At 33.7% G+C, this 7,424-nt stretch carries 6 protein-coding genes; all 6 read left to right on the plus strand.

The genetic code is table 11. The features are described from left to right. Positions 1-100: 100 nt before the first annotated feature. The 6 genes from BB045_RS01500 (at position 101) to cysK (ending at position 7,175) form a co-directional block, all read left to right on the plus strand. On the plus strand, positions 101-502 hold the full coding sequence (locus tag BB045_RS01500; protein ID WP_053017953.1) for a S1 domain-containing RNA-binding protein: 402 nt from the start codon (positions 101-103) through the stop codon (positions 500-502). Between the two features lie 226 nt (positions 503-728). Next, positions 729-2,021, plus strand: coding sequence for a tRNA lysidine(34) synthetase TilS (gene tilS, locus BB045_RS01505; protein WP_178377500.1), 1,293 nt, complete (start codon positions 729-731; stop codon positions 2,019-2,021). A 3-nt stretch (positions 2,022-2,024) separates the two neighbouring features. Next, complete coding sequence (hpt, locus tag BB045_RS01510) at positions 2,025-2,564, plus strand: hypoxanthine phosphoribosyltransferase (protein ID WP_011276752.1); 540 nt, start codon at positions 2,025-2,027, stop codon at positions 2,562-2,564. A 262-nt stretch (positions 2,565-2,826) separates the two neighbouring features. Further along, entirely contained in the window at positions 2,827-4,917 is a 2,091-nt protein-coding gene (gene ftsH, locus BB045_RS01515; protein WP_049426444.1) for an ATP-dependent zinc metalloprotease FtsH, read from the plus strand. 236 nt (positions 4,918-5,153) lie between these two features. After that, positions 5,154-6,038 carry an Hsp33 family molecular chaperone HslO gene (hslO, locus tag BB045_RS01520; RefSeq protein WP_037552528.1) on the plus strand — a complete coding sequence of 295 codons (885 nt, stop codon included), beginning with the start codon at positions 5,154-5,156 and terminating at the stop codon, positions 6,036-6,038. A gap of 204 nt (positions 6,039-6,242) precedes the next feature. Beyond that, on the plus strand, positions 6,243-7,175 hold the full coding sequence (gene cysK, locus BB045_RS01525; RefSeq protein ID WP_016931263.1) for a cysteine synthase A: 933 nt from the start codon (positions 6,243-6,245) through the stop codon (positions 7,173-7,175). Positions 7,176-7,424 lie beyond the last annotated feature (249 nt).

Consider the following 7,424-nt stretch of genomic DNA (forward strand, 5'->3'; position numbering starts at 1 on the left):
ATAAGAATGAATTATCTGGTTTTATAGCATTGTGAAAATATTAAAACAGGAATATAATAAGGTTAAAATCGAATCAAAATCGGGAGGATTTATTTAGAATATGTCAATCGAAGTAGGAAACAAGCTAAAAGGTAAAGTTACTGGTATCAAAAAATTTGGTGCATTCGTAGAGTTACCTGAAGGGAAAAGTGGCTTAGTTCATATCAGTGAAGTGGCTGATAACTATGTTGAGAATGTTGAAGATCACCTATCAGTTGGAGACGAAGTTGAAGTTAAAGTCTTATCTATTGCAGATGACGGTAAAATTAGCCTTTCAATAAAAAAAGCAAAAGATCGTCCTCGTAGACCACAACATAAATCAAATCACAATAGACCACCACAACAAAAAGGTGAAGATTTTGAAAAGAAATTAAGCAATTTCTTAAAAGATAGTGAAGATAAATTAACATCTATTAAACGACAAACTGAATCAAGACGTGGTGGTAAAGGTTCAAGACGCTAATTTATAATATATTATTTATATAACAATTGGTAATAGCAAAGGTAACATTCACCGTAAGATAAACAATTGTCGTCCTATCGAATTGCCCTTTATTTTATGTAAGATATGTTATTTTTGCGGGGTGGAACTTAAAATTCAACAATGAATTTTAGTTCCACTCTTTTTTTGATGACTACATTGTAATATTGCAATAAGGTATATTCATGTTATTAAGGAGGTCTTTGTGTTGAAAGTTAATACGTCACTATGGAGCAATACTGATCATGTTGTGATTGCTGTTTCGACAGGTATAGATAGTATGTCACTTTTACACAATTTACTTTCACAATCATCTCGTACTTATAAACAATTGACCTGTCTTCATGTTAATCACGGCTTACGAGAGGCATCACATAAGGAAGAAGCGTTTATAGAAGCATTTTGTAAACAATATGAGATACCTTGCTATGTAAAGCGTTTGAATTTAACGGATGTAGTAGCGCAAGGGAAGAGTATACAAGCTGATGCTCGACAATTGCGTTATGAGTGGTTTGACGAAATGATGAAAAGGTTAGATGCAGATGTATTACTTACAGCACATCATTTAGATGACCAGCTAGAAACAATCTTCTATAGACTATTTACTGGACGTTCTACACGAAGTACTCTAGGGATAGATGTTCAATCAATTCGTAATCATTACACAATATGTCGCCCATTACTTGAAGTTTCAAAAGAAGACATACGCGACTATCAGCACAAATATCAAGTTCCTTATTATGAAGATAGCTCAAACAGTGACAATAAATATGTTAGAAATGACATTCGCAATCGACTATTACCAGCGATTAATCAAAATGCAGATCTTGATAGCGCGCATTTACTAAAATTGAAACGTTGGCATGATATTCAATTACAGGAGAATCGAAAAAAAGCCCAATCCTTTATAGAGAATGATTGTCTAATTAATAAAAATGGAACTCAAATACAATTTTCACGAAATGTATTTAATCAACTTGATGATATAACTAAAATGATATTGTTAGATCAGCTCTTCGAACAACTTCAGTTGAATAAGGCATTTTCAGAGAAACAATATCATGAATGGTTTGATCAGATTAGTAATCAAATCGCACAATTTGAGATATCCCTCACTGAAAAATGGATAATTCAAATAGCATATGATAAATTTATTATATTGGCGAAAAATGAGCCGTCATTATTAGATAATCAAATCGTGAATGATGCAGATACATATCGTTTCGGACATTATCTCGTTGTTATACATCCGACGATTCCTAAACAACAATTACCATTATTGATACGAACTCGTCACAATGGAGATAAAGTCGAACTAAATGGACAAAAAGGTCATAAAAAAGTGAGTCGTTTGTTTATAGATCACAAAATTCCAAATGATGTGCGCATGCAAATGCCATTAATTGAAGATCAATACCATCAAATTATTGCTGTAGGTAATTTATATATTGCTAAGGCATATAATCAACATATAGAAATCAAAAAAATTGGAGATGAATAACGAATGAAAGACGACTTAAAAGAAATATTGTTAACTGAAGAAGATATACAAAATATTTGTAAAGATTTAGGAGAACAATTAACTAAAGATTATAAAGATAAACCACTTGTATGTGTGGGTATTCTAAAAGGTTCTGTTATGTTTATGGCAGACCTAATTAAACGCATCGACACACATTTAGCAATTGATTTTATGGATGTTTCAAGCTATCATGGCGGAACTGAATCAACTGGTGAAGTTCAAATCTTAAAAGATTTAGGTTCATCTATTGAAAATAAAGACGTCCTAATCATTGAAGATATTTTAGAAACAGGTACAACATTGAAATCAATTACTGAGTTATTGCAATCACGTAAAGTTAATTCACTTGAAATTGTTACATTACTGGATAAACCAAATCGTCGTAAAGCTGATATTGAAGCTAAATATGTTGGTAAGAAAATTCCTGATGAATTTGTTGTAGGTTATGGATTGGATTACGCTGAACATTATCGAAATTTACCGTATATTGGCACATTAAAACCAGAAATTTATAACAAATAAGTGAAATTCATTTAGATGTTAATATAATTAAATCGTGTTTAAGATATAATAACTATACTTAATAAATGAATTAGTGTAGACTCATTTTATATGCTTAAACACATTTTAAAAACTTATCGTTTTTTAGAGAACTTAAGTTTTAAAAAGTTTGATAACACAAGGATTTTGAAAAGTATTACAAAAGTTGAAATGCTAGCCTTTAAGAGAAGTTTTGTGTTACAATTTTTGTTAGCTTTATTATAGAAATAGGAGGAAATGACGCATGCAAAAAGCTTTTCGCAATGTGCTTGTTATCGCAATTATTGGCGTTATTATATTCGGCGTATTTTCTTACATAAATGGGAATGGCAATACACCGAAACAACTTTCCTATTCACAGTTTGTAGAGAAATTGGATAAAGGTGATTTAAAGACCTTAGAAATCCAACCTGAGCAAAATGTGTACTTGGTAAGTGGTAAAACAAAAAATGATGAAGATTATTCTTCAACGATTTTATACAATAACGAAAAAGACTTACAAAAAATTACAAATGAAGCAAAAAGCCAAAAAGGACTAGATTTTAAAGTTAAAGAAGAAGAGAAACAAAGTGTCTTCGTAAGTATGTTGACAACATTAATTCCTGTATTAATTATTGCTTTCCTATTCATTTTCTTCCTTAGCCAAGCACAAGGTGGCGGCGGTGGTGGTCGTATGATGAACTTTGGTAAATCCAAAGCTAAAATGTACGATAATCAAAAACGTCGTGTACGATTCTCGGATGTCGCTGGTGCAGATGAAGAAAAACAAGAATTAATTGAAATAGTAGATTTCTTAAAAGATAATAAGAAATTCAAACAAATGGGTTCAAGAATACCTAAAGGTGTATTACTTGTAGGCCCTCCTGGTACAGGTAAAACATTATTAGCACGTGCCGTAGCTGGTGAAGCAGGTGCACCTTTCTTCTCAATCAGTGGTTCAGACTTTGTTGAGATGTTCGTTGGTGTCGGTGCAAGCCGTGTGCGTGACTTATTCGAAAATGCGAAAAAGAATGCACCATGTATTATCTTTATCGATGAAATTGATGCAGTAGGACGTCAACGTGGTGCAGGTGTTGGTGGCGGTCACGATGAACGTGAACAAACGCTTAACCAATTACTAGTTGAAATGGATGGTTTCGGTGAAAACGAAGGTATTATCATGATTGCTGCAACTAACCGTCCTGATATCTTAGACCCAGCATTACTACGCCCTGGTCGTTTCGATAGACAAATTCAAGTTGGCCGTCCAGATGTTAAAGGTCGTGAGGCTATTCTTCACGTACACTCTAAAAACAAACCACTTGATGAAACTGTTGACTTAAAAGCTATTTCACAAAGAACACCTGGTTTCTCAGGGGCAGATTTAGAGAATTTATTAAATGAAGCATCTTTAATTGCTGCACGTGAAGGTAAAAACAAAATTGACATGCGTGATATTGAAGAAGCTACAGACCGTGTTATTGCTGGTCCAGCTAAAAAATCACGTGTCATTTCAGATAAAGAACGTAATATTGTGGCTCACCATGAAGCGGGTCATACAGTTATCGGTATGGTACTTGATGAAGCAGAAGTTGTTCATAAAGTAACAATTGTTCCACGTGGACAAGCTGGTGGTTACGCAATGATGTTACCTAAACAAGATCGTTTCTTAATGACAGAACCTGAATTATTAGATAAAATTTGTGGTTTATTAGGTGGTCGTGTATCCGAAGATATCAATTTCCATGAAGTATCAACTGGTGCATCAAATGACTTCGAAAGAGCAACTCAAATTGCACGTTCTATGGTTACTGAGTATGGTATGAGTAAAAAACTTGGACCATTACAATTCTCATCTAGCGGCGGTGGACAAGTATTCTTAGGTAAAGATATGCAAGGTGAACCTAACTATTCTGGTCAAATCGCTTATGAAATTGATAAAGAAGTTCAACGTATTATTAAAGAACAATATGAACGTTGTAAACAAATCTTATTAGACCATGAAAAAGAACTTAAACTTATCGCTAAAACATTGTTAACAGAAGAAACATTAGTAGCTGAACAAATCCGTTCATTATTCTATGATGGTGTATTGCCTGAAGTAGATTATGATGCTGCTCGTGTTGTTAAAGATGAAGATTCTGACTATAGCGAAGGTAAATATGGTAAATCTTACGATGATATCCGCGAAGAACAACTAGAAGAAGGTAAAGAAGACATGCGAGAAGATCGTAAAGAAGATAATGATCAACATCGTGGACATTCAAATAATGAAGAAGACACAGGTCATGAACAATCTCCAAATATCGATAAGCCATATAATCCAAACGATCCAAACAACCCTAGCAATAGATAAGTTTAAACTGGATTATTATCTCCTTTGAGTAAGGCAATGCCCCTTAGTCAAAGGAGATTTTTTAATATGTAGTGATCGTGAAAGAGACAACATTAGAGTTGAAAGCAAGTTACTTCATATTCTTATTAAACAAGTGTAGAATAAGTATCCTTAAAGGGAAAATGTAGAAATAATTGAAAGATTAAAGCATAAATAATATCAATATAAAAATAAATGTACTAAAGGAGTTTATAAGGATGACACATGATTATATTGTAAAATCATTAGCTTACGAAGGAGAAATACGTGCGTACGCTGCGCTAACAACTGAATCAGTGCAAGAAGCACAAACACGTCATTACACTTGGCCAACAGCTTCAGCTGCTATGGGCAGAACAATGACAGCAACTTTATTAATGGGTTCGATGCTTAAAGGTGAACAAAAATTAACAGTAACAGTTGATGGTAAAGGCCCTATTGGAAGAATCATTGCAGATGCAGATGCTGAAGGTAATGTACGTGCCTATGTGGATAAACCACAAACGCATTTTCCATTAAATGAACAAGGTAAATTAGATGTTAGACGAGCAGTTGGTACAGACGGGTCCATCCAAGTAGTGAAAGACGTTGGTATGAAAGACTATTTCTCAGGTGCAAGTCCGATTGTATCAGGTGAATTAGGAGAAGACTTCACATACTATTTTGCGACAAGTGAACAAACACCTTCATCAGTTGGTTTGGGTGTGTTAGTAAATCCTGACAATTCTATTAAAGCTGCTGGAGGATTTATTATTCAAGTAATGCCAGGCGCTAAAGATGAAACTGTAACAAAATTAGAAAATGCTATAAATAATATGCAACCCGTTTCTAAATTAATTGAACAAGGATTAACGCCAGAAGGTATTTTAAAAGAAATACTTGGTGAAGATAACGTTCAAATCTTAGAAACTATGCAAGCTCAGTTTGAATGTAACTGTAGTCATGAGAAGTTTCTAAATGCAATTAAAGGTTTAGGAGAAGCTGAAATCCAAGATATGATTAAAGAGGACCATGGCGCGGAAGCTATTTGTCACTTCTGTGGTAATAAATATAATTATTCAGAAGCTGAACTTGAAGACCTATTAGCTTCAATGAATGCATAATTAAAAATATACTAAAGGCGATAAACCATTATGTGTTTATTGCCTTTTTTATAGGGAAACTAAAATAATGTAAAAGTAAAATGTAACTTCAATTCTAAAATAAGAGAATTAGCTTTTTCTTTTTAGAAAATTCTGATAGAATATAGTTATATCCGATAAAAAAACTAAGTTTTAAATATGAAAGTTAAAAGGAGCGTTTTTTCAATGGCACAAAAACCAGTAGATAACATTACTCAAATTATTGGCAATACACCGGTAGTAAAATTAAGAAACGTTGTAGATGAAGATGCAGCAGATGTTTACGTAAAACTAGAATACCAAAATCCAGGTGGTTCAGTAAAAGACCGTATCGCATTAGCTATGATCGAAAAAGCTGAAAAAGAAGGGAAAATTAAACCAGGTGATACGATTGTAGAACCAACAAGTGGTAACACAGGTATCGGTTTAGCTTTCGTATGTGCAGCTAAAGGTTATAAAGCAGTATTTACAATGCCTGAAACAATGAGTTCTGAGCGTCGTAACTTATTAAAAGCTTATGGTGCAGAATTAGTTTTAACACCAGGTTCAGAAGCTATGAAAGGCGCTATTAAAAAAGCAAAAGAATTAAAAGAAGAGCATGGTTACTTTGAACCACAACAATTCGAAAACCCAGCCAACCCTGAAATTCATGCGTTAACTACAGGCCCAGAATTAGTAGAACAATTTGAAGGTAAACAAATCGACGCTTTCTTAGCAGGTGTAGGTACAGGTGGTACTTTATCTGGTGTAGGTAAAGTCTTAAAAGAAAAATATCCTAATGTTGAAATCGTTGCTATAGAGCCTGAAGCATCACCAGTATTAAGTGGTGGTGAGCCAGGACCACATAAATTGCAGGGTTTAGGTGCAGGATTCGTACCGGATACTTTAGATACAAATATTTATGATAGTATCATCAAAGTAGACAATGATACAGCTATGGAAACATCTCGTCGCGTTGCTAAAGAAGAAGGTATCCTAGCAGGTATTTCTTCTGGTGCTGCAATTCATGCTGCAATTCAAAAAGCTAAAGAATTAGGTAAAGGTAAAACAGTTGTAACAGTATTGCCAAGTAATGGTGAACGTTACTTATCAACACCTTTATATTCATTCGATGATTAATTTTTAAACAATATTTATACGCTAGTGAAGCTTAATTTTGCTTCGCTAGCGTTTTCTTTTTGAAGAGATGAATACCTTGTTTTAAATTATGGCTCTACGTCAAATCGGACTGATGAGTCCATATATTGAGATTAAGCAACCTTAGGTTGTTTAATCTCTTTTTTTGTTGTTGAGGCAAATAGTCGCGAAGTTATAATAATTCGATTACGCAAATTATCATAATTTCTATAACCAAAAGATACCCTTTTA

The organism is Staphylococcus sp. MB377 (genome assembly GCF_001922505.1).
In the GTDB taxonomy this organism is placed as follows: domain Bacteria; phylum Bacillota; class Bacilli; order Staphylococcales; family Staphylococcaceae; genus Staphylococcus; species Staphylococcus haemolyticus.